This is a genomic window from Dermatobacter hominis, assembly GCF_020715685.1.
GTDB lineage: Bacteria > Actinomycetota > Acidimicrobiia > Acidimicrobiales > Microtrichaceae > Dermatobacter > Dermatobacter hominis.
Genome location: NZ_CP085840.1, coordinates 2,498,291 through 2,518,199 on the forward strand (window position 1 = coordinate 2,498,291; position 19,909 = coordinate 2,518,199).

Consider the following 19,909-nt stretch of genomic DNA (forward strand, 5'->3'; position numbering starts at 1 on the left):
GTCACCGGGCCTGAGACCGCACACCTTCGAAGTCATCAAGTCGACCAGTTGCAGTCCACCGGACGCGACTTGGGGGCGACCTTGCGGTCGCCCCCAACAGCCGGCCTCAGCGCCGGCGGCACTCAGCGGTTGTCACTGCGTCGGGAACTGGACCAACGAGTGGCTCTGGATCATCTGACCCACCGAGTGCGCCATGGCGTTGGCGCAGTGGCTGCACTCCTCCTTGATGAGGGTGAAGTCGTCAGCCACGCTCGCCAGCCAAGCGTGCCACCACTTGTCTGCCAGCTCGAGAGTGCCGAACTGGGCGATCGCGTCGTCCCGGTTCATGCTGACGCTAGGCGGGCCGCTCGACGCGATGGCGGCCATGATCAGCGCCACCTGGGGATCGTTCCCCGCCATGTTGTCGATGTTCGGGATCGTGAGGCTCGCCATCGCTGCGGCGTGCCCGAGGGTGTCGTACATGGAGGTTCTTTCTGTAGGGGATCGCGTTGTGCGATCCGAGAGCCCCATGGTCTGCTGCCTCAGGCCGGCGTGAAACGCCCGGTTTGGCGGAGGATTCCATCCCCCGGTCACCATCCCCCGACATCCCCTGCTACCCATCCCCCGGTCGGCGACACATGCCACCGCGGGCACGCCGTGGCCTCGAGGTCCTCGTGTCACCGGCCTCCGCGCAGCGCAGCGAAGTCGCAGCACCTGCCCGACGACGCATGGCCGGCAGCACTCGGCCGGCTGCGCACTCGTGACGTCACGCGCACCTGGCTCGACCCGGGCGGTACGTTGCTCCGGTGCGACTGCGCAGACACCTCGCCGATCTCACCCGCCTGACCCAGGCCGGCTACGGCGAGATCCGAGGCCACCAGGCTGAACACCTCGTGCCAGGTCAGCGGATCGCGATCTCAGACGTCGACAGCGACACCATCGAGGCAGTGGTGCTGTCGGTGGAGGGCGACACGGCGCGCATACGCGCCGACTGGACGAAGGTGCTACCTCCGGACTGAGCAGCCGGCTGCAGTCAGGTAGCCGGCACTACTCGGCGCCTTGGCCGCTTGCAGGAGCGGCGGTTCCCCCCTGACCCTTGCGCTCGCGGCTTCGGCGGCGTCGGTACAACGCGAACTGCAGCAGCGAAAGCGCCACGAGAGGGACGATGATCCACCAGGGGAACGACCCGGAGCCCGGCATCGGAGCCATGCTCGTAAGGCTACGCAGTGGTGGAGTTCAGCCACACCGCCGGCGAACCCCATGCGACGGGCAACGAGCCGGCACTACTCGGCGCGTCAACGTCGAGCCGCGTCAGGAGTTGCGCAGGTCCCCGGTACCGTCGACAACCGTGGACCGACGGATCGCTGTCGCCGGGTTGGCGACACTCATGCTGACCGTGGTGGGTGCGTGCGGCGAGCCGACGGAGGAATCGCCGCGGATCGCCCTTGCTGCCACGAGTGACGGTCTTCGGATCGTGGTTGCCACCTGCAGTGGTGATCCGATCGAGGCCGTTCACGTCGGACTTGGCGACGACAGTTGGGGTGATGCCAAGTGGACGTTCGAACCGCGGTCCTCGTCGGCGTCCGGAGTCATCGACACCAACGGCGACGGGACGCTGCGCTTGACGGCCGGGTCTGCGCGCTCGCTCGCGGAGGCGAACAGTCCTTTGTTCGTGCGTGTGGACGTGGAGGACGGCGTGGACGGCATCGTCGCGTTCGATCAGACACCGGACGAAGGAACATGGGTCAGGCGGGACCTCTCGAAGGAGTTCGGCGGGCTGATCGAGAGCCGTGGTTCGGTCACACCGGACGACCTGTCGAGCATCTCATGCGACTTCTAACCCCGTGATCCCGTCAGCCGCGACGCAGAACGGACATCCGGCTCTACGGGTCGGGTCGCCCCCTCACTGGAGCTTGCGGACGGTGCAGGCGCTGAGGAGAGGTGGGTGGCCTCGACCTGGGCAGGTGGCGACGTGGTTTCCGGAGATGGCGACTGCTGCTGTGGCTCCGGTGGCGTCGTCGGTGGGGAGCGGCACCCATGTCCCGGGCTGTTGTTCGACCCACGATCGACCGTCGACGAAGGTGAGGGGTTGACCGGTCACGAGCGCAGCGGGTGGTCCGCCACGGGCGCCGGTATCAAGCTGTGGCGCCGTGACCGTCCATCCACCGTCGGGCGTCCATCCGAGCACTGGGGTGGGAGAGCCGAGGTTGCTGGTGGACAGGCCGTACGGCGTGCAGTGCAGATCTTCGACGCGGGCGCGTTCACCGGTCCATGACCCGTTCGCGGCGGGTTCCCATCCGCTCTTGCGGTAGGTGAACACCTGGTAGGTGACCGGAAGCGGGTCGTCTACACCGGGGACCTGGCCGGGTGTGGCTGATGGCGGCAGCACGCGCGACGCGTTGTAGTCGACGAGTGAACCGTCCATCAGGCACGTGGCACCCAGAGCCGGTGACGGTTCGGTCCACTCGACCGGCCGCATCTTGTCGACGTCGAACAGGACTGCTCGGATCGCACCGTCGTTGGACCCGTCCGGCGAGAACCCGACTTTCAGCCACACCGTTGCGGGCGACGGTCCGGCTCCCATGATGGTCACCGTGTTCTGCATTGGGTCGCCGGGGTCGGACTCGAAGCTGTAGGACTGCCAGCTTCCGTCGTCGAGGACCCGGACCTCACCAACGGCGTTGCAGGTGTCGGACTGGTCCTCAGCGTCGACGCATCGGGATCCGCTGATGACCAACCGGCCGTCGACGCCGACCGCCTCCGCCACCCGCATCGGTTCGGGCGCCGGAGCAGACGCGAAGTCGGCCCCGTCCATCTCGTACACATCGACGACTTGTCCCGAGGTACCAGGTCCGAGGTCGAGCACCCAACCGTGCCCGGCGGAGTCGACAGCGAGTTGGACAGCGCCGAGCCTCACTGCGGACGGGTTCTCGACCTGTCTGCTGGCTGGCTCTGCTGGCTCGTCGTCGGCGCACGCTGCGCTCGTCAGCGTGATCCCGGCGGCCATCAGCGCGACCGCCGCCCGCTTCCATCCCATGCGGACACATGGTCACGCGACAGCCGGCGCAACGCAACGAAGACGAGGACATAGATGGGCCACTACATGGCGCCCCCGAATCGGGAGGTAGCGAGCAGGGGTGCTCCCCGTCAGGCGCGCTCGCACGGTGTTGCGCGGTCGCTCGGGCCGCGCGAGCCGCAGGCGCGTTGGCGCGCTGCTTGCGCACAGCGGTGACCGAGGCACGGTCATCCACGTGCGCCGCGGGCCTAGGACCCACCTACGCGGGCATGGCCGCCTCGTCCGGCCGGCAGCGAGGAGCTGCGCTGCGGTGGCGGCCTGTCTGGGCCGCCACTGTCGCGTTCGGCGAGCTGCGGTCGCCGCGCGCCGACCGCCGACGGTGGTGCAGCGTCTGCCGGCGACGGATGCGCACCTCTGTCAGCCGCACTGCCGGACGCGTCAGGTAGTGGCCCATCAGTGCACGGTGCGCAGGACCGCAGCGGTGGAGACGTCAAGGTAGAGCCCGGGCGCGGTGGCCGTCCCTGTCACGGTCGTTGGCGAGCTGCCGAAGACCGATTGGGCGGGTGCCAACGCCGCCACGGGGTGCCCTGAGTCGATGCCGGTGACGTGGGCTGCGTCGTAGGCGACCGTGCTGCCATCCATCGCAGGTTCACTCCAGACGATGAGGCTCGAGCCGTCGAGCCAGGTGACGGCGCTGGCGGGGTTGAAGACCATCGGCTCAGCGGCATCTCCGACCGGAGACCAGGTGCCGGCTGCGACGTCGAACACTGCGAGCTGGGTGGTCAGTGCGAGTACGGCGTTCGCGCCGCATGACACTCCGACCTGGAAGGCGAGGTCCCGGTCAGCAGCGGCGACAAACGCGACCGGCTGTCCCCACGATGACCCCTCGTCTGTGGACGCCACGGCAGAGTACAGCGCTCGTCCTGCACCAACCGGTTCGAAGTCGGGCTGCTGCTGGTCGGCAGGGACGATGGCGGTGAGCTGACCGCCGCTCTGGCACACTCCGAAGGTGCCCTCGGGCAAGGGCAACAACTCCCAGTCGCCGTCATCGAACCGCAGCAGCTGGCGGCCGTGAGCGGTCTCAACCATGAACTCCGGCTGCGGACCTCCGTCGACCGGTCCGACTACCAGTCCGGTCGCAGGGATCGGAGGAAGCGGCTCGGCGGAAGCGGAGCGGCTGTCGATGCGAACCGCTTCCAGCGGCGACGCATCGCCAGCGCAGGGCTGGCTCGGGTCGCCACGCTCACAGCTTGTCCCAACGAGCACAACACCGTCGTCCGTAACCAGTGCGGCTGGTTCATACAGGTCCGCAGCGATGTCGACGGTCCTGAACGAGCGCCCCCCATCGATCGACACCGCCGCGCGCGTCTTGTCGCGGCTCGTCGTGTGGTCGGTCCCTGCGTACGCCAGCACAACGTTGGCGCCAGCGGCTGCCTTCCCCGTGGCGCCCGGAGTGAGGTCCGAGATCACGACCTCGGTCGTTGGCTTCGGAGCAGCCTCGTTGGCAGAACCGCACGACACGCCCGCCGCCCACACCGCCAAGACGGCGACAGTGGCCACAAGCCGAGCTCCCCTACGACGCCCGTCGCTGTGCGAACGGGACGACCAACGAGTCACACCGAGCGACACGCAAGCTCCTCTCGCCGTGCACCAACGGGCCAGGCCCTAGTCAACCTGAGGAGGCCAGCAGAACCGACCTCATGACGGGCCTGTACGCCGGACGGACCTCCTGCCGAGCTAGCCTACGGCGTCCTGATTCGACGCAGTACCGATCGCTCCAGTGCGTACACGTTCCACAACGGATTCGAGCGCGCCAGCGAGTTGCCGCTTGCCGTCGACGATCTCCTCGTAGACGTCCGGGCCGAAGGGGTCGTTCGCCTTCGCTCGCACTCGGATACGCCAGTCGTGATCTCGCCGGATGAGGCGACGTACTCGGTTCCCGAGGTCGAAGGCACTGCCTCGCAGTGTGCCCTCGATCGGCACGCCACGGCGCTCGGTGCGCACAACGTAAGAGCCTGCTGGACCGTGGACCTCGACAGTTGCCACGCCGTCAGTATGGCGAGAAGAACCGGCGCGTAGTGCCGGCTTCCTGCCGTACTGCCGGAGCGTGGGCGCGGATCCTCACAGCGTGGGTGTGGTCGGTGGGTCGACCAGTTCGATGATGCGATCGATGCGGTCGGCGAGCTCGGGCCACTCGAGGCGTAGTTCGGCGAAGCGGTTAGGTGCGCGTCGCTGTAGGTCGCGAAGGGCCGTGGCTGCCCCGGTGAGCTGAGCGGAGCGCACACGGCCGGGATCGGGCCGGGCCATCACACGGACGCTACGAGGCCGGTGCGACAGCCCTGCGCGCGCTGGGCGCGTGGTGCGTGGCGGAATCGGCTGTTGGCGTTTCCATCGGTGTAGCAGCAGCGCTTCATGGTCGAGGCATGGAGAACCGACCTTCAGATGATCCGGCGGCTCGCGGCGACGGCAGCGACTGGTACTACGACGTCGACCTTCATGGCGGGGTGGTCCGTCCGTGGTGTTCACACCCGCGGTGTGAGCGGCTGCGGGAGCGGGCGCCAGACGGCTCGTGGAGTTGCGGTCACCGCAGCCCGGATTCGCGGCGTGAGGCTGCCCTCGTAGCAGCGGTCGAGCAGCTGGCGGACACCGCACCGGTCCAGCGCACCGCAGCGGACGAGTTCTGGGAGCGCCTCGCCGGGCCCTTCACCGACGTCGCGGGGGCGGCGGAGCGGCTCGGCTGCGCACCTGTCGAGGTCGCGGAGCGGATCGCGTGCCGCGAGCTGCTGGGGTGCCGCCTCGCTGACGCTGACGCGACGTGGGTGCTGCCCGAGAAGCAGTTCGACGTGCTTGACGCGCTTCCGCAGGTGCTCGCTCGGGCTGGCTACCGGCCGCATCGCGCCGCACGCGGCTGGGAGATCGTCGGCTGGCTCGCCAGCCCGAACGATCATCTCGACGGCCTCACCGTGTACGAGGCGCTCGTCGCAGGCCGCTCAGACGAGGTGCTCGCACTGGCGGCGATCGTCAACCGGCCGGCCGACGGACCGCTGGACACGTTGTCGCAGATCCAAGACATCGTCTCGACACCGACCGACGGACCGGGGATCCGCTCGAGCGACCTACGCCCAGTGCTGCGGCAGGCCGCCCTCGAGATGCTGGAGTGGACTACGCGGCGTCCTCGGGAGCCGGTCGACGTGGTCGATCGACTCGACGAGGCGGCCTCGTGGCTCGAGACGGAGATCGGCAGACGCGGCCAGGGGGCGGTGCTCGGACCTGTGGTCCTCGACGTCCGGCGTGCGATGTTCGAACTGCAGCGACCGATCGATGGCGCCGAGGCCGACGTTGCGGCACGGGTCGAGATCCACGCGGCGTGGCTGGAGCGCAACGCACCATCGCTGTACGGCGTCAGGTGGAACGACCTGCGGAACGACCTGATCGCCGCAGGGGTTCAGTTGCGGCGCCGCGCAGCTGACCGGGTCAGTCGACCGCTGGACCGAGCAGCGGACGCGACGGAGGTGGTCACCAGGTATCTGGTCGTGGACGTTGTCGCAGTGAAGGTGTTGGCCCGCTACGTGGTCGAGCTGACCTTCGACGACGGGTTCGTCGGCGTGGTGGACCTCGAAGGCTGGCTGCGGGGCTCGGCGTTCGAGCCGGTACGAGCCGACTACGCGAACTTCCTCGCAGTGCGCGTGAACTCAGACTCCGGGACGATCGAGTTCCCCAACGGGGCCGACCTCTCGCCCTCAGCGCTGTACCTGGCGGCGAAGCCTTCCATCCCGGACTGACAGACCCCGTGTGGGTGAAGGTCAGCGAGTTCCGGCCGCGGTCTTCGACGCTGAGGTCTGGGACCCATTCGGCGTCGAAGCCGTTGCCGGTGCGCGTCTGTCCGCCTCAGCGCTCCGCGAGGTTGCGCATCGCCTCACCGAACTGCACGTCGGTGATCCTGCGGGTGAGTTCGAACAGTTCCTGCCGGGCTGCGGCGCACTCGTCGTCGGAGGCGGCGTCGTCGACCATCCGACCGTGGGCCTGGCCGGCGGCGCGAGTGAGCTGCTCGAGAAGCAGCTTGTTGTCAGGCTGACTGATGACGACGGGGGCCTGCCCAGGTCGGTGCTTGACGACTCGGCCGTCGTCGTCGAGCACGACGTAGCTCTGGCCCAGCGCTTCGAACTCTGCGATCAGATCGATGGTGGCCAGACGAGCTTCGATCCGCTCGTCCCACGCCGCGCGCACGATGGCTTGCTGATCGTCGCGGAGCGAGTCGTACGACGCGGTGCCCGCCAGGACCGCTTCGACATCGGGATCGCTCATGTCTTCGGTGTACCTCACTCCCGGGCCGAGGGCCACGCCGTTGCGGCCGAACCCGCACGTCGCACCAACGACTTCACACCGCGTCGCGGCTCACCGAGGGGCCGATCGACCCAGTTCGGGGGATGGCGGGCGGGGGATGACTGGCCCCCCAAACCGGGCGTTTCGCAGCGCTCGACGGTGCCTCACCCTCAGACGTCGGGCGCAACGGGTGCGCCGATCTGAACAGGAGACACCATGAACCGCTACGACTTCGACAAAGGCCTCGCGGACGTGGAGCGTCTGGAGGTTCTCATCGCAAGTCCCCTCCTACACGTGCTCGGTCGCGACCTCCCTGCGTACGGCACGAGCACCAAGCCGTCCGCCGCTGAGCCGGCCGCCCTGCTGGTCGTGGGCGCGGCGACGTTGATCTGCGGCTCCGACCGTGCCGCAGATCGTGAACTCAAGGCGCACTGGCCGCGCCTGCACGCAGCGTTCGTGGCGGCCGGGTACCGGGTGCCCGCAGCACCGCTGCGCTCACAGCACTTCCGCGACTACCGCGACGGCTTCCTCGGCGGAGCGCTTCCCGACAGCTGGAAGCAGACCGCCCGGACGATGTTCGTCGAGCTCGCCCTGAGCCTCGGCTTGTTCCCCGAGAACGACGAGCCGTGGATCCGGCCTCATCTCGACGGCATCGTCACTGCGGACGGCACGTGGATCGCGGCTGCGACCGACGTTCGTGACATGACGACGTCGCGTTCGCGGACGGGAACGCCGCGTGTCGCCGTCGACGCAGACCGCAAGAGCGGCGACCGGACGGGCGGGGAGACGGAGCGCCCGGTCAAGGGCACGGGGGTGAAGGGCATCGCCAAGTCCAAGCGCAAGCAGAGGGGGTGGGGCTACATGTTCTGCATCACCTCTGTCCGCGGCGGTGCGCCGCGGCTGCGGGTGGTGTTGGACGTGGCGCACGCGCCGAACAGCGCCGAGCTCGACGTCGTGATTCCCACCGTGCGGCGGCTGCGTGAATACCTCGGTGATCGGTTCCGTTGCTTGGTGTACGACGGCGCGATGGCCGGAGTCCACCATCGGAAGATCCGTCGCCTCGGCGTGCTGTCGGTGAACAAGCCGAAGGGTCTTCGCAACCCGAAGCTGTGGTCCCGGTATCGCGGGGAGCGCGTCGGCGTGGGGGCCAAGGTGCTCGAGGTCGCGAACGACTGCGAGCACCGGCACTTGCTCACCGTGACCGACGGGCTCTTCTGGGAGCTGACAGAGACGGTGGTGGGGGGCTACGTCCGTCATCGGGTCCCCGAGGTCACCGACATCCGCCGCTTCGAGGTCGGACCGACCTCTGACGACGGCTTCCGGTGGGAGATGGACGTGACGGTCCGTTGCGAGCGCGGCGACCACATCATCACGTTCGACCCGAACGCAACGATCAAGTGCGCCACGGGTGCTGCGCTGCGCAAGTCCGCCCACGGGCCGCTCACGTACAACGCAGAGCTGACCTTGTCGCAGCAGCTGAGGATGCTGCAGCCCAACGAGGACAACTTCGCACCGGTGTTCGGACGTCGCAACGACAGTGAGACCGGGAACAAGAACCTGAAGATGGACTACGACCTTGGAGACCGGGCCCGCAGCTACACCGTCGAGCGCGTCGACACCGACCTGTGGATCTACTCCCTGCTGACGAATGCCCTCGCCTGGGCTGAGCACGGCGGGCGCCACTAGCGCGCAGCGCATGCAGGGACCGAGCGTGCAGCACAGCGCGCCGCGTAGCTGCTCCGGCGCGCATGACGACTCGATCCGCGAGGTGCGGTCAACATCCATGGACGTTGACCACACGTCGCGCGTGGTTCCGTCCGACACCCAGATCTGGTCCCTTGAGAACCGGCCCACAAGTCGGGATGCACAGCGGACAGTTCAGGAGTGAAGGTGACGAACGAAGACGATGACCAGCGGTTGTCAGAGGCGACCGGCGACAACGACCACCTCGAGGTCGACGACGTCCTCGCAACCATCCGTCGCAACGCACGCACGTTCGGTGAGCTGGTGCTGCACTTCGCCGACCGCGACATGTCGAACTCGTGGGCATCGACCGATCTCGATCGCGCCCTCGCCGTGATCTGGTACCCGACGCTGAGGAGCACTTGCCCTAGCTGAGCGTCGTCGGTGCCGTCGCACCGGCAACTGGTCCGCCCGCGACCGTGTGCACCGTCCGGCACATGGGAAGCATCCACCCCCGTCACCTCGACCAGCGCCGCAACCTCGACCCTTGCGACTACGAGGCAGACGCCGACTCCTACCGCCTCACCGAAGGACTCCAGTTCCACATCCCGGCCGGCGGCGACGAGATCTCCATGCGGATCGCGGAAGTGCAACACCGCCTCGTGTGCCGCTGGAACCGCAGCAACCGCCGCCGCATTGCGGCCCAGCTCGGCCGCCAGTTCGGCATCAAGAAGCAGACCATCAGCCTCACCGCGAAAGGACTGCGCTGGGCCGGCGAGCCGGTACTCGCCGCGCTCATCCACGCCACCGAGCCATGACCGACACCCGCTACGACAACAGCCAACTCGACGAGCTCGCCGCCACCGCGACCGTCGAGCTCCACGCCGCGATGACCGTCGACGAGTTCGTCGGGGCAGTGCTGCGCTGCTGGAACGACGACGAGCAGCTCCGGGACCAGACCGTGACCCGGATGGGCGAGACGATCGTCCGCTTCGCTCGACGCCTGGCCGCTACGGGCATCGACACGATCGACGCTATCGACACCGGCGCCTGCGTCGGGTTCATCGACGCTCCCACCAGGACCGGCACCCAAGCCACGAACGCCACCCGCCACGCCCGTCGCGTCGCCCTGCGAGCGCTGTTCCGCACCGGCCGCAACCTCGGCGTCCTCACCACCGACCCCACCCTCGACGTCGCGCTACCGGCCCGCACCTCGCTCACCGCCCGTCCGCTCACCGACGACGAACTCACCCTCTGTCGCTCGGCGGTTCAACCGAACACCGCCACGAACCTGGTGCGGCCGGCTGCCTGGGCGCTCGCGGAGGCCACCGCAGCTACCAGCGAGATCCCCGAGATCCGCCGACGCGACCTCGACCACGATCACGGGACACCCACTGCGGTGACGTTGCCTGGGACCCCCCGGCTCCGGGCCCGCACCGTCGAGCTCACCGACTGGGGCGCCGCCATCCTCACCCGGCGCCTCGTCGAGATCGACACCGCACCCAATGCACTCCTGGCCTACACCGGCAGCTGCCCCTCTCGCTCCGTCGCCCGACAAGCCGCGGCTTGCAACCTCATCACCGCCGTACTGCGAGCATGCGGCCTCGCCAACGAATCCGATGTACGCCCCGCGTCGGTGCGCCACTGGCGCGCCCGCACGGCATTCGACGCCGGCGCCAGCATCGAGACGGTCGCGACGCTCCTCGGCCACCGGCGTCTCGACGAAGCCGCCGAAGCCATCGCACACGACTGGGCGCCAACATGACCCGAGCCCGACCTCAGGCCATCGGCGAACTCGTCGCGTCGCTCGTCAACAGCCCCTACCTCCCCGGTCTCGCCGAACACCTCCAGGGCTCTCCCGTCGGCCGACGCCGCAACCACCCCCCGTGGGTCGTCCTCGCCTACGGCGCCATGGCCCGCCACTTCCGCAGCCACAACCGCCTCGACGGCGAACTCCGCACCGGGCTCTGGGATCAACTGCGCACCGCAGCCACCGACGCCGGACTCGACGATCCCGGCCCCAAGCCCTTCCTGTACCCACAGCTCGTCTACTGGCGCGACCTCGTCATGACCAACGAGGACGACCGCAACGACCTCCTCGCGGCGTTCACCGACCTCGCCCTCACCCACGCCCGCGAACGAGGCCTCCTGCTCCCCAACGGCCCCGGCTCGCTCACCCACCCCCACCCCACCCGCACCATCTACGGCGACGGCACCGTCGTCCGACCCATCTACCGCCGCCCCCGCACCACCACCATCACCGACCCCGACACCGGCGACGAACACACCGCCTACCTCGACCCCAGCACCGGCCTCACCCGCGACACCCCCAAGGGCCGCTTCGACCCCAGCGCCGCGGACTACCACCGCCACGACGGCCCCATCCACGGCAACAACTTCGTCATCGTCTTCGCCCGCAACCAAGCACCCGGCACCCGCGTCATCCTCGGCCTCGACCGCGTCGACGCCCCCGGCCGCGAAGCCGACACCGCAGTCGCGCTCATGGAACGCATCCACACCGCCGCCGGCCCCGGCATCACCGCAGCCGTCTACGACGGCGCCTTCCACGGCGTCCACATCGACCGCCTCATGCGCAACCACGGCCTCGTCGTCATCAACAAGGTCGCCGCCGCCTCACGCAACGGCGACGACACCACCCCCAAGCGACGCCCCCTCGGCACCTACAGCCACGAACGCGACGACGGCACACCGTGCACCCACACCCTCCACATCGAGAACGGCACCGTCATCGACGTCGCCCTTGCAGACGACGGGAGCACCGTCACCGTCGCCACCGCCACCCGCCGCCAGATCAAGCGCTTCCGACGCGCCAACGGCACCTGGCGGTTCTCCCTCGGCATCGACATCGCCTGCCCCCACGGCCCGCTCAAGCTGTGGCTCTCACCCCACGCCCCCGACACCGACCCCACCCTCCCCGAACACCTCCGCCTCATCCCACCCGCCGACCCCGACTTCGACCGCCTCTACGGACTCCGCAACGACAGCGAATCCTTCAACAGCCAGTACAAACGAACCCTGCTCGTCGACCGCGCCACCAGCGTCGGCTGGGAACGCCAACTGTTCGACCTCCTCACCTTCGCCATCCTCGAGAACAGCCGCGCCTGGGCCCTCCCCCGCCACCTCCGCGTCGTCGCGTAGCGAATCCGCTGCGCGTCGGTGACACCTGCTGCGCCACGATGACGGTCGAGAGGAAGGGCAGGGATGCTGGCGCAGAACCATCACCGAGGGATCGAAGGCGACGGCTGGTTCTGGCGACTGGACGGCGACGAAGACGACGCCAAGCCCGGACGTCTCACCGCCCACCTCGGCGGTTCCATCACGCTGGAACTGTCCACGCCGATGCTCACCGAGGCTCGTCCCTGGCCATCGACCAGCAACGACGTCCGCTCGGCCTGTGCGATCTACGGATTGGTCGGCAGCACCCGGGTGACACTCCTCGGAGCTCGCGTGGCCGGCCTCAGCCAGACATCCACGACCGCGCTCGCTGACCGGGAACGGCTCGACATCGACACCGCAGTCATCGGTGCCCACCTGCCCGTCATCGGGCGCCGCGACCGCACGGTAGGAGTGATCACGGACGCCCTGCTGGTCGAGTTCGAACTCCTAGAGACGTGGCTTGGGCGCCGCGGCATCCACATCGAGATGCGCGGACGCAGCGGGGACGATCGCTTCACCTCGGCGACGGTTCAGTTCGACTACCCGGACACCCTCACTGCGCCGATCGATGGGGGACACCTGGAGCTGCAGACCGAATGGACGCCGCCGACCTACGACGAAGATGTCGTGGGCGTGCGCACCGGGACGCTCCTCCGGGTCATCCTCGACTCGCCGCGGGACGTCGACGAGGCGATCCACCACGCAGCATCCGTGCAGCTGTTGCTCGCCCTGCTCACCTCAGCGGCCCCTGACGTCCTGAACCTGCGCCTTCACCATCCAGACCGTCGCGCCGGCCAACGCGGTGACCTCCCGCTGTACGACCCAGTCGCGCTCGTGTACCGCTGGTCGCGACGCCGGCCCGAACAGCAGTCCGCTCCACTGACCAGTCCGTTCTCCGACTCCCGAGAGGCCCTCCTCGACTTCGAGGAGCTCGGAGGCATCGACGCTCTCGCGGCATGGACCTCGATCGCCAACGAGCTCCACCTGATCCTGTCGCTCCTCACCTCCGCGGCGTTCGTGGAGCGGCTACCGCATGAGAACGCCTTCCTCAACGTCACGTCGGCCGCGGAGGGGCTGCATCGGCACTGGTACCCGGTCTCCAAGGACGACGAGAAGGCAGCGAAGAGATGGGTCGCAACGATCCTGAACAAGCTGGAGAGCCTGCCGCGAGACGACCGCCAGCGTGTCAAGGGAAAGCTCAAGCGAGCTCATGAGCCCAGCCTGGAGCGCCGGCTGCGAGAGCTCGCTGATCGGCTGCCACTGACCGCAGCGGCCCTCACCGACAACGACGTGAGCACTTGGAGCGCAGCGGTGGCATGGGTCCGCAACCAGCTCGCTCATCCGAACTCCCCAGCCGAAGTGAAGGAACGGGAGGAACGCGGCCTGTACCCAGCCAGCGGATTCGAGTACCTCTTCCTTGCGCATTCGGTCTACTGGCTGACGACGGCTGCCCTCGTGGCAGAGCTCGGCGTCTCGGATGCTCTGATCGCCGAACGAATCTCGGACCACGAGCTCCACTGGAAGAACCAGCGAGCACACGACGCGGTGTCGAGGTGGCGACGCGATGACGAAGCTGGAGTCGCGGGTTTCGTGCGGCCCGGCGATGACCCGTAGGCCCCGGGAAGCCGGTGGCGGCCCTCAGCCGGTCTCCACAGCGCCAGCGAAGGGCGTCCCACGCAAGCGGCGACGCTACCGCCGACGGAACGAGGTCAACCGACCCACAGCGTTCTGTACTGGCCCTGCGGCGACGGCACCGCTGCGGTGACCATCTGGTGAAATCGAGCCATCGCCGCTTCGGCTTGCGAGTGTGACTCGTGCGGCGTGGCTCGACGCCGCCGCTCGACGTATGCCGCAAGGTCAGCAAGCTGGATCATCCTCGACAACTTCGAGTCAACGAAGTGGGCAGCATCAAGTACGCGGTCGAGCACCTGCGCCCGGTAGCCACCGGTCCCGGTCCGTTGCCAGCGGTAGAGCAGCTTCTGGAGAACCGGGCCGTACTGCTGTTGCTCGTCGGCCACGACGAGACCGTGCTCGCAGCGGTTCCGACACCGTTCGTTCAGTCTCTCGAGCAGGTTCGAGAACATTGGCTCGTACACGTCGAAAGAAGCGCCCCGTCGGCGTGAGACCGCATCCAGATCGGCGGCGCGGATGATCACCTCGATGTCGAACAGCTGAAGTGCGCGGAGCGCCTCCTCGTAGAACCCGAAGATCTCGGCGTACGAGAACCAGCTCCAAGCGCCGACTCGCTGGAGCATCTCGTAGCCGTGGAACTCGAGCGGATACGGCACCAGCGCCTGTTGTTGACGAACCTGGTCCGCAAGCGTCTCCAGGCGCGTTGTCGCACCGGCGACGCCGGGGCCATCGGCCAGGAGCCCCAAGTGAACGTGGAAGCGGTTCGACTCGATCGACTCGTCGATGTGGAACAGCAGCGCCACGAGGCCACGACGGTACCGGCGGATCTCGAGCCTCGAGCGCGGAGCCAGGGGCCGGGCGCCACGCACTCACGAGGACTGAGCGTCTTGGCGACCCCTCTAACCGAGGGACGGTCAGGGGCAGCCTCAACATCACGAGCGAGCAGTACTGCGCCCACAACCAGACGCTGGTGGCCTAACGAGCCGAGCCGGCGGCGCCAACACCCAGCAGGACTCGTTCCAGATCGTCAGTTGGAGGCCAGCTTGAGCGCGCCCCAATCCTCGCCAGATCGGGCTTTCTTGCAGTCCCAGAGGCCCTCGCACGAACGGTAACCGAGGGGCGGGTGGGGACGAGCCTGCTCAGCGGTTGTTGCAGAAGCCGAAGGGCTGCGTGCCGCCCGGCTGGACCGTTCGGTTCCAGTCGACGCCGGTGGCCGTGAGCACCTGGCCGGTCTGGGACCAGTTCGCGTTCCACACGGTGTAGGGCCTGCCCTCGATCGGGATCTTGACGGTCCAGTCGATCGCCGTCTTCGTCGGGTTGCTCACGGTCACGTCGGCGCAGTACCCGGTGCCCCAGTCCGACTGGACCTTGATCGCCCACGTGACGCCGCTCGGCGCGGTGGTCGTGGTCGAGGTCGAGGTGGTGCTCGTCGGCTTCACCGTGGTCGTGGTGGTCGACGTGGTCGTGGTCGTGGTCGAGGTCGAAGTGGTCGTCGTCGGCTTCACGGTCGTGGTGGTCGTCGACGTGGTGGTGGTCACCGCCGTTCGATCGTCGACGGTCCAGCTGTCGACGACCACGTCGTTCCCGCCACCCGGGGCGGCCACGACGGCGAGCGCGGCGGAGCCGACCACCCCGCTGCCCGTCGCCGACGCGGTGAGCACGACGCGGTGGACCTGGTCGGCGGCGGCCGGGCCGGAGCAGCTGGCCGTGACGACCACGAGACCGTCGGTCCCGGCGTCGATGACCAGGTCGCCGCCGTTCGAGCCGACCCCGGCGCGGCATGAGCCGTCGCCCTTGCCCGTCGGCACGCCCTTCTTGCCGGTGCGGTCGACCTGCAGCTGGGTCACGCCGACCTCGAGCGCGCCGTCGACGGCACGCGCCGCCTGGGACCCTTCGCGCTGCACGCGGGCCTGCTGGGCGACCGACAGCGTCATGCCGAGCAGCGCAGTCATGACCACGCCGCCGACGAGCAGCCACGCGGCGAGGCCCGCCATGATCACGAAGCCGCCCTGGCCGCCCCGCTGGGCGATCCGGGCGCGGACCGCGCTCACGACTTGATCCTCACGGGCGTCGACCAGGGACCCCAGACGCCGGCCGAGCTCATGGCCCGGACCTGGGCGTCGTAGTCCTTGGCGCCGTTGGACAGGCCGCGGATCCGCAGCGTCGTCCCGGACTCCTGGCCGGTGGCGACCTCCGAGCAGCTGACGCAGGTGAGCTGGACCTCGTAGCGGGTGGCGCCGTCGCGGCGGTCCCACGCCATCTCGACGTAGCGCGCCCCCTGCTCGACGCCGCCGTTGGTCTTGCGGAGGTTGACCGGCGCGGCCGGTCCGGCGCCGCTGACGGTGACGACCTGCGTCGCGCTGGCGGTCGCACCGGCGTCGTCGGTCACCGTGACCTTCGCCGTGTACGTGCCGGCGTTGGAGTAGACGACGGCGCCCGGCGAGGCCGACGTGGACGTCGTGCCGTTGCCGAGGTCCCACGCCCACCGGAGCGCCGGCTGGCCCGCCATGTCGGGTTCGTCCACGACCGCCGCGGTGAAGGTGACCGACAACGGGGTCGGGCCGCTCGACGGCGAGGCGGTGAGCGAGACCGTGGGGGCCCGGTTCTCGACGACCACGCCCACCCGCGCGGTGGCGGTCTGGCCGGCGTCGTCGGTGACGGTCAGCGTGACCACGTAGCCGGTGGCCGGGCTCAGCGTCGTGTACGCCTTGGTCGGGTTGGCCTCCGTCGACGTGGTGCCGTCACCGAAGTCCCACGAGTAGGCGACCAGCCTCCCGCCGAACGGAGCGTCGACGGGGTCGCCGGAACCGGCCGAGGAGAACGACACCTGCTTGCCACGCGCCACCTTGGTGCCCGTGGCCGGCGACGCGATCACCGCCACGGGCGCGTTGTCGCCGACCGAGATCGGCACGGTGGTCGACGCCGTCCGGCCCGAGGCGGTCGTGACGGTCAGGGTGGCCACGACCGGTCCGGTCCGCACGTACTGGTGGGTCGCCGTGGCGCCGGTCGCGGTCGTGCCGTCGCCGAGGTCCCAGTGGTACGACAGCGACTCGCCGAGCGGGTCGCGAGAGGCGGAGCCGTCGAAGCGGACGGTCAGCGGGCGTCCACCGCTGGCCGGATCCGCAGTGGCCACCGCCGTCGGCGCGGCCGACAGGGAACCGCCGGCGCGACGGCTGGCCGTCAGCGCGACCTGGTCGAGCTGGCCGGTGGTCAGGCGCAGCGTCACACGGGTGCACCCGGCCGTGGCGGCCGCCGATCCCCCCGTCGCCCCCTTCGACGCCTCCTCCGCCGCTGCGGCGCGCTCCTCGGCCACCTTCGCCCGCGCCGACGGGTCGGCCGACCCGAGCGCGGCCAGGTCCTCGGCCGTCTCGCACGTGGCGTCGGTGCCCGCGTCGACGACGTCCGCGAGGAGCTCGTTCTGGGCCAGCGCAGTGGTCCCCGCCTTCGGGCACTGCGCCCGGACGAGCTGCGCCGCGTCCTGGGCCGGGTCGGGGACGGTGGCGTACACGGTGTGCCGGTCGCCGGTGACGAGGACGAGGAGCGTGCGGGCGCCCTCGGTGTCGATCCGGCAGTCCTCGAGGTGCGCGCCGACGACCCAGGCGCGGTCGGCGTTGACGACGTCGCGCGTGAACATCGTGCGGAGCACGCCGAGCGACGCGCCGCTCAGGTTCCGCTCGACGACGTCGCGCTGCTGGCGCAGGGCGACCGCGCTCCAGCCGACGACGGGCACCACCATCAGGACGCTGAGCATCAGCGCGAGCAGCGTCTCGAGCATCGTCATGCCGCCCTGCCCACGTCCGGCCCCGCGTCCGACGGATCCGGAGCGACCGGCGAGCCGGTCCCGGAGCGTCATCCCGCCCCCGGCTCGCGCACGGCGGCGTTGCGCTTGACCGTGGTGCCGGTGGTCGAGCCGTCGCGACCGCGGACGGTGATCGTCAGGCGCTGGGCGCCGTCATCGGCGTTGCACTTGGTGCGGAACCGGCCCGACGAGCTGTCCCAGTACTCGACGGCGTCGACGGTCGTCGTGTCGAGCGGGCGGCTGCTGCTCACGAGCTCGACCGACAGCACGTCGTCCCAGCCGTCGAGGAGCTCCTGGTACTCCTCCGGGGTGCCGCAGCTCAGGTACGGGACCGACTTCAGGTCCTCACCGGCGGTCGTGAGCGCCACCTCGAGCTGCTGGGCCACCTCGTTGCCGGTCGAGACCCGCATGCCGAGCAGCAGCCCCGTCACCGACGCCAGCGTGAGCGGCACCATCACGACGATGCCGACCAGCACCTCCACGAGCGTGACGCCGGACTGGCCGTGCGACGCGCCGCGTCGCGCAAGGGCGCGCGCGGGGAGGCTCGGTCGTCGTCGCACCCGGTCCCATCGGCCGGTGGCCCGCAGCGATGAGCGTCGTGGGCGCGCGCCAGCCGATCGGACAGGGCGACGGGACGGGGGGTCCCGACGCCCTGCCGATCGGTGGACGGGTCGCTCAGGCGGCGACGGCGCGGGCGAGCTGCTCGCGGACCCGGGGCGCCACCTCGGTGCCGTACAGGTCGATGCTGCGCATCATCGCCTCGTGCGGGAGCGTGCCGGCGCTGTACTTCAGGTCGAAGCGGTCGGCGTCGAGGCCCTCGACCGCCCGCACGATCTTGGCGGCGACCGTCTCGGGTGAGCCCACGTACAGCGCCCCGTCGGGGCCCGCCGCCTGGTCGAACTGGTGGCGGGTCATCGGAGGCCAGCCCCGCTCGCGGCCGATGCGCAGGTGCATCTCGCGGTAGTGCGGCCACAGCTCCTCGCGTGCGGCCTCGTCGGTGTCGGCGACGTGACCGGGGCTGTGGATGCCGACCGGCAGGCGCGGCCGGTCGTACTGCTCGAGCGCCCGGTGGTAGAGGTCGACGAACGGGGCGAACCGGAGCGGGTCGCCGCCGATGATCGCGAGGACCAGCGGCAGGCCGTAGCGGGCGGCGCGCACGACGGACTCGGGGCTGCCGCCGACGCCGACCGAGGCCCGCAGGCCGCCGGCCGCCGGGGGCTGCACCGTCTGGTCGACGAGCGGGGGTCGCGTGGCGCCGGACCACGTGACGGGCTCCTCGTCGAGCAGGCGCACGAAGAGGTCGAGCTTGTCGGTGAACAGCTCCTCGTAGTCGGCCAGGTCGTAGCCGAACAGGGGGAACGACTCGGTGAAGGAGCCCCGGCCCAGGATGACCTCGGCGCGTCCGCCCGACAGCGCGTCGAGCGTGGCGAAGCGCTGGAACACTCGCACCGGGTCGTCGGAGGACAGGACGGTCACGGCGGACCCGAGGCGGATGCGCTCCGTGCCGCCGGCGATCGCAGCGAGCACCACCTCGGGCGACGACACCGCGAAGTCCTCGCGGTGGTGCTCGCCGACGCCGAAGAAGTCGAGGCCGAGGCGATCGGCCAGGACAGCCTCCTCGACCACGTTGCGGATCACCTCGGGCGGGCTGAGGGTGCGCCCGTCGGCGTCGACCGTGATGTCGCCGAACGTGTCCAGGCCGAGCTCGAGGGGCCGGTCGGTCCCGAGCTCTGCGGTCGGGTGCTGGTCGTGGTTCGCGTCGTTCTCGGCCATCTCTCGATCTCCTGTGCTCGTCCCGGTCGGGGCGGTACATGACGTGTCAACATCAGTGTGGCACCCGGCATTCCCACGGGCGACCGGCGCGGGTCGGCTCACGACGCCCCGCAGTAGGTTCGGGAGCGGACGCAGCCCCGGGAGGACCCATGGCCACGGACTGGAACGAAGTCGGTGAGCGCTTCGGCGCCCTGGGCCGGACCCTGCAGGGCAGCTGGTCCACGACGCGCGACGACGCCGGACCCTCCGAGGACGAGCAGGAGGCGGCGACCGAGGTGCGCGGCGCGCTCGACAAGGTGAACGCGTCGCTCGACGACCTCGCCGACGCCATCACCCGGACCGTCAACGATCCCGACGTCCACCGCGCCGCCACGTCCGCGGCGGGCGGCCTCGTCGAGGCGCTCGGCGCGTCGCTCGACGACCTCGCCGGCCGGATCCAGAGCCGCGGGTCCCGGCGCGACGAGACCGCGCCCGGCTCGGACGACGGCGAGCAGGTCTGACACCGACCCGCCCGGGCGGGCAGGGGC

Annotated in this window: 20 protein-coding genes; 10 read left to right on the plus strand and 10 right to left on the minus strand. The window is 69.7% G+C overall.

What is annotated here, in order from left to right:
- Positions 1-132: 132 nt before the first annotated feature.
- Positions 133-462: a hypothetical protein gene (locus LH044_RS11750; protein WP_227755775.1), complete on the minus strand. Its 330-nt coding sequence runs from the start codon at positions 460-462 to the stop codon at positions 133-135.
- A gap of 323 nt (positions 463-785) precedes the next feature.
- Between LH044_RS11750 and LH044_RS11755 the strand changes: the two genes are divergently transcribed.
- Together LH044_RS11755 and LH044_RS11760 are read left to right on the plus strand one after the other, a co-directional pair.
- Complete coding sequence (locus LH044_RS11755; protein ID WP_227755776.1) at positions 786-998, plus strand: hypothetical protein; 213 nt, start codon at positions 786-788, stop codon at positions 996-998.
- A 329-nt stretch (positions 999-1,327) separates the two neighbouring features.
- Positions 1,328-1,819, plus strand: coding sequence for a hypothetical protein (locus LH044_RS11760; protein WP_227755777.1), 492 nt, complete (start codon positions 1,328-1,330; stop codon positions 1,817-1,819).
- Between the two features lie 63 nt (positions 1,820-1,882).
- On the opposite strand, the gene LH044_RS11765 is transcribed toward LH044_RS11760, so the two are convergent.
- The 3 genes from LH044_RS11765 to LH044_RS11775 form a co-directional block, all read right to left on the minus strand.
- Positions 1,883-3,016, minus strand: coding sequence for a hypothetical protein (locus LH044_RS11765; protein WP_227755778.1), 1,134 nt, complete (start codon positions 3,014-3,016; stop codon positions 1,883-1,885).
- A gap of 432 nt (positions 3,017-3,448) precedes the next feature.
- The gene (locus LH044_RS11770; RefSeq protein ID WP_227755779.1) at positions 3,449-4,555 is read right to left on the minus strand and encodes a hypothetical protein; all 1,107 of its coding nucleotides are present in this window, start codon (positions 4,553-4,555) and stop codon (positions 3,449-3,451) included.
- A 561-nt stretch (positions 4,556-5,116) separates the two neighbouring features.
- Positions 5,117-5,302, minus strand: a complete 186-nt coding sequence (locus LH044_RS11775; protein WP_227755780.1) for a hypothetical protein — start codon at positions 5,300-5,302, stop codon at positions 5,117-5,119.
- A 116-nt stretch (positions 5,303-5,418) separates the two neighbouring features.
- Here LH044_RS11775 and LH044_RS11780 point away from each other — a divergent pair, with 116 nt between their 5' ends.
- Positions 5,419-6,777: a DUF2442 domain-containing protein gene (locus tag LH044_RS11780; protein ID WP_227755781.1), complete on the plus strand. Its 1,359-nt coding sequence runs from the start codon at positions 5,419-5,421 to the stop codon at positions 6,775-6,777.
- A 106-nt stretch (positions 6,778-6,883) separates the two neighbouring features.
- On the opposite strand, the gene LH044_RS11785 is transcribed toward LH044_RS11780, so the two are convergent.
- Positions 6,884-7,300 carry a hypothetical protein gene (locus LH044_RS11785; protein ID WP_227755782.1) on the minus strand — a complete coding sequence of 139 codons (417 nt, stop codon included), beginning with the start codon at positions 7,298-7,300 and terminating at the stop codon, positions 6,884-6,886.
- Positions 7,301-7,534: 234 nt separating this feature from the next.
- On the opposite strand from LH044_RS11785, the gene LH044_RS11790 reads away from it, so the two are divergent.
- The 6 genes from LH044_RS11790 to LH044_RS11815 all read left to right on the plus strand — a co-directional run bounded on the left by LH044_RS11790 (position 7,535) and on the right by LH044_RS11815 (position 13,792).
- Positions 7,535-9,004 (plus strand): hypothetical protein, encoded by a 1,470-nt coding sequence (locus LH044_RS11790; protein ID WP_227755783.1) that lies wholly within the window; start codon positions 7,535-7,537, stop codon positions 9,002-9,004.
- Between the two features lie 204 nt (positions 9,005-9,208).
- On the plus strand, positions 9,209-9,436 hold the full coding sequence (locus LH044_RS11795; RefSeq protein ID WP_227755784.1) for a hypothetical protein: 228 nt from the start codon (positions 9,209-9,211) through the stop codon (positions 9,434-9,436).
- Between the two features lie 62 nt (positions 9,437-9,498).
- Positions 9,499-9,819 carry a hypothetical protein gene (locus LH044_RS11800; protein WP_227755785.1) on the plus strand — a complete coding sequence of 107 codons (321 nt, stop codon included), beginning with the start codon at positions 9,499-9,501 and terminating at the stop codon, positions 9,817-9,819.
- A complete protein-coding gene (locus LH044_RS11805) occupies positions 9,816-10,766 on the plus strand; it encodes a tyrosine-type recombinase/integrase (RefSeq protein WP_227755786.1) in 951 nt (316 codons plus the stop codon). The genes LH044_RS11800 and LH044_RS11805 overlap by 4 nt, the downstream gene beginning before the upstream one ends.
- Positions 10,763-12,160, plus strand: coding sequence for a hypothetical protein (locus LH044_RS11810; protein WP_227755787.1), 1,398 nt, complete (start codon positions 10,763-10,765; stop codon positions 12,158-12,160). The genes LH044_RS11805 and LH044_RS11810 overlap by 4 nt, the downstream gene beginning before the upstream one ends.
- A 63-nt stretch (positions 12,161-12,223) precedes the next feature.
- On the plus strand, positions 12,224-13,792 hold the full coding sequence (locus tag LH044_RS11815; protein WP_227755788.1) for a HEPN domain-containing protein: 1,569 nt from the start codon (positions 12,224-12,226) through the stop codon (positions 13,790-13,792).
- Positions 13,793-13,887: 95 nt separating this feature from the next.
- On the opposite strand, the gene LH044_RS11820 is transcribed toward LH044_RS11815, so the two are convergent.
- From LH044_RS11820 to LH044_RS11840, 5 genes are all read right to left on the minus strand, one after another.
- On the minus strand, positions 13,888-14,613 hold the full coding sequence (locus tag LH044_RS11820; RefSeq protein WP_227755789.1) for a DUF3800 domain-containing protein: 726 nt from the start codon (positions 14,611-14,613) through the stop codon (positions 13,888-13,890).
- Between the two features lie 336 nt (positions 14,614-14,949).
- Positions 14,950-15,861, minus strand: a complete 912-nt coding sequence (locus LH044_RS11825; RefSeq protein WP_227755790.1) for a cellulose binding domain-containing protein — start codon at positions 15,859-15,861, stop codon at positions 14,950-14,952.
- Positions 15,858-17,591 carry a PKD domain-containing protein gene (locus tag LH044_RS11830; protein WP_227755791.1) on the minus strand — a complete coding sequence of 578 codons (1,734 nt, stop codon included), beginning with the start codon at positions 17,589-17,591 and terminating at the stop codon, positions 15,858-15,860. The genes LH044_RS11825 and LH044_RS11830 overlap by 4 nt, the downstream gene beginning before the upstream one ends.
- Positions 17,592-17,659: 68 nt before the next feature.
- Positions 17,660-18,085 carry a hypothetical protein gene (locus LH044_RS11835; protein ID WP_227755792.1) on the minus strand — a complete coding sequence of 142 codons (426 nt, stop codon included), beginning with the start codon at positions 18,083-18,085 and terminating at the stop codon, positions 17,660-17,662.
- A 199-nt stretch (positions 18,086-18,284) separates the two neighbouring features.
- A complete protein-coding gene (locus tag LH044_RS11840; RefSeq protein ID WP_227755793.1) occupies positions 18,285-19,382 on the minus strand; it encodes an LLM class flavin-dependent oxidoreductase in 1,098 nt (365 codons plus the stop codon).
- Between the two features lie 149 nt (positions 19,383-19,531).
- Between LH044_RS11840 and LH044_RS11845 the strand changes: the two genes are divergently transcribed.
- A complete protein-coding gene (locus LH044_RS11845; protein WP_227755794.1) occupies positions 19,532-19,882 on the plus strand; it encodes a hypothetical protein in 351 nt (116 codons plus the stop codon).
- Positions 19,883-19,909 lie beyond the last annotated feature (27 nt).